Origin of the sequence: Xanthomonas sp. SHU 199 (assembly GCF_000364665.1) — a bacterium.
GTDB classification, from domain to species: domain Bacteria; phylum Pseudomonadota; class Gammaproteobacteria; order Xanthomonadales; family Xanthomonadaceae; genus Xanthomonas_A; species Xanthomonas_A sontii.
This window is the reverse complement of the sequence record NZ_AQOI01000122.1, coordinates 1-2652: the sequence shown is the minus strand read 5'-3', so window position 1 is coordinate 2652 and position 2652 is coordinate 1. Positions and strand designations below refer to the sequence as shown.

Here is a 2652-nt window from a genome sequence, read left to right as displayed (position 1 = left end):
CCGCCAGCGCGGGTCGGCGCCCAGGCGCTGGCGATCGGCGATCAGGATCTGCAGCGCCAGCAGCAGGCCCAGCCCGGCCAGTGCGATCCACTGCCAGGGCGCGGCACGCAGCACCGGTCGGCGTTCGCGCGGGCCATGCAGGAAGCTGGGCGCGGCGGCGGCGGACATTGGCGAGGTAGGGGCGGTCGCGGGGGACGCGACCGTGGCCGGTGCCAATGCGGGGTCCGTCGCCGACGCGGGCGGCAGCGCTTCCAGGTCGCCCGCGTCACGTGTGTCGTCGCGTGCGTCGGCCTCGTCCTCGGCCGGCTTCACGTTCGCAGACGCTGGCGAGACGCTTGGCGCGACGGGCGGCGCTGCGGTGTCGGTCAGCGGCGTCGCGGGTGCCGGCGCGTCACCGCCCGCCGCCGGCGCGACCGGGGTCTCGCCCTGTGTGGCGGACGGATCGGGCTGACGCAGCAAGGTGGCGAGGCTGGGACGGGGCGGAGTGCGATCGGGCATGCGCGCGGGCGACGACGGCGAGAGCCGTATTCAAGCACGCGCCGGCGGGATCTGCAGTGCGCTGCCGGTGGATCGTCGCCTTTGTCAGCGCTGGACGCTCTACGGAGCGAGGGTCACGCGGCGTGCTCAGCGCGACTTGCGGGTGTCGAGCAGGTCCAGCAAGCCGGCGCGCTGACGCGGGCTCAGGCTGTCGAAGCGCTCCAGCAGGCGCAGTTGCTGGTCGGTGAACTGGTAGTGGCTGGGCAGCTCGCCGATGGCCGCGGCGTCCGCCGCCATCGGTTCGCCGAACACGCGCTCGCCACGGCCGGTGGCCAGGTACTCGAAATGCAGCCCGCTGCGGCGGGCCAGGGCGATCAGGTGCTCCAGCGCCGGCGCGGTGCCTTCGGCCATTTCCCACTGCGCCACGGCGCTGCGGGTCACGCCCAGGTCCAGCGCCAGGGCCTCCTGGGTGAGGCCGGTGAGCTTGCGCGCTTCGCGCACCCGTTCGTACAGCTTGCTGTTCACACGCACCTCCGCAGGGGAGGCGAGATATAGCCGCGCCGGCCACTGCGCTTGGTTCGCAGCGCTGTCCATTAGTGAAATGTTAGCGATACTGTCCTTGGCGCAATGGGCCGGCTGGCCTTGAGGTGGGCCACGCCGCGGCATGGCCGTGCCCCTGTTCAGTCCCGGCGCACGCCGTCGATGCGCATCCAGTCGCCGTCCTGTTCGGTGCGCAGCTGGGCGAACCACGGTGCGTAGCGCTGCAGCAGCTCCTGTTCCTGGCCATGCAGGATGCCGGACAGGGCGATGCGCCCGCCCGGCGCCACGCGCGCGGCCAGGGTCGGCGCCAGCGCATCCAGCGCCGAGGCCAGGATGTTGGCCACCACCACCGGATAGGTGGCCGCCGGTTCGTCGGCAGGCAGGTACACGGCCAGGCGCTCGCCCACCGCGTTGCGCTCGGCGTTGTCGTGGCTGGCCAGCAGCGCCTGCGGGTCGTTGTCCACGCCCACTGCGGCGGCGGCGCCCAGCTTCAGCGCGGCCAGCGCCAGGATTCCCGAGCCGCAGCCGAAATCGAGCACGCGCGCCTGCGCCAGGACGCCGTCGGTGGCCAGCGCATCCAGCCAGCGCAGGCATAGCGCGGTGGTCGGGTGGGTGCCGGAGCCGAACGCCAGGCCCGGGTCCAGGCGCACCACGGCGGCATCGGCGCCGCTGGCGTCTTCGGGCAGCTCGTGGTTCCACGGCACGATGAAGGTTCGCGCGCCGAAGCGCATCGGCTGGAACTGGTCCAGCCAGGCCCGTTCCCAGTCCTGGTCGTCGACCTTGCGGAAGGTGGCCTGGGTCCAGTCCAGCCCGGGGTCGAACGCCTCCAGCGCGGCCAGCAGCACCAGCGCGTCCTGCTCCTCGGGGAACAGCGCGGTGAGCACCAGGGTGCCCCACAGCGGGGTCTCGCCCACGCCCGGTTCCAGGATCGCGCGTTCGTTGCTGGTGTCGGCGTCGGCATCGAGCAGGGTCACCGCCAGCGCGCCGACATCCTCCAGCGCGGTCTCGTAGCGGGGCTGGGTGGCGTCGGTGCAGCGCAGGGTCAGTTCGAGGAACGGCATCGGTCGGTGGGGCAATCAGGGGAAGCACGCATCTTAGACGGGCGGCGGGCTTCGCGCTGGAGGCTGTCTTGCCGCGGAGCGGGGTACGGCACGCATTTCGGCCGGTTGCGAACCACGTCCAGCCGGCGCCGTTCGGAATGCGACACGCGACGGCGGTACGCGGCGTCGCGCTGGCCGCGCTGGGCCCAGCAATGCGTCCGGACGCTGCCGGGCCAGCACCGGCACTGCGATCTGCACCGCGCCGCCCGTGACGCCGTGCCGTTCGTCCGTGCTGCCCGGTCCGCACGTCCATGCGCCGGGATCGCGGCATGCATTTGGCGCATGCCGCGGCCGTGGCCTGAGGTAGACTGCCGGCTCGCAGCGGCCGGGCGACAGGGGGTCCGGCTGCGCTTCTGCCCGTGGTCCGGCTCTTTCGCGCATGCCCGTCGTGTCCCGTCCAACCTGGCTGTTGCTGGCGCCCGCCGCGCTGTTGCTGGGCGTGGTCGCCTATCGCGTGCTGTCGCTGCCGGCTGCACCGGCGGCGTCCGTGCCGGCGACCGCGGTGGTGGCCGCTGCCGCCCCTGCGCCCGTCGCG

2 protein-coding genes are annotated in these 2652 nt (G+C 73.2%); both read right to left on the bottom strand.

The genetic code is table 11. The annotated features are described in order from the left end of the window. Nucleotides 1–624 precede the first annotated feature (624 nt). Nucleotides 625–1071 (bottom strand): helix-turn-helix transcriptional regulator, encoded by a 447-nt coding sequence (locus tag D183_RS0105800; RefSeq protein ID WP_017908172.1) that lies wholly within the window; start codon nucleotides 1069–1071, stop codon nucleotides 625–627. Nucleotides 1072–1157: 86 nt separating this feature from the next. Beyond that, the gene (gene prmA, locus D183_RS0105795) at nucleotides 1158–2078 is read right to left on the bottom strand and encodes a 50S ribosomal protein L11 methyltransferase (protein ID WP_017908171.1); all 921 of its coding nucleotides are present in this window, start codon (nucleotides 2076–2078) and stop codon (nucleotides 1158–1160) included. Nucleotides 2079–2652 lie beyond the last annotated feature (574 nt).

Excerpts from the sequence above, each read along its gene's own strand:
- prmA (WP_017908171.1), bottom strand. The coding sequence starts at position 2,078 with ATGCCGTTCCTCGAACTGACCCTGCGCTGCACCGACGCCACCCAGCCC.
- D183_RS0105800 (WP_017908172.1), bottom strand. The coding sequence starts at position 1,071 with ATGGACAGCGCTGCGAACCAAGCGCAGTGGCCGGCGCGGCTATATCTC.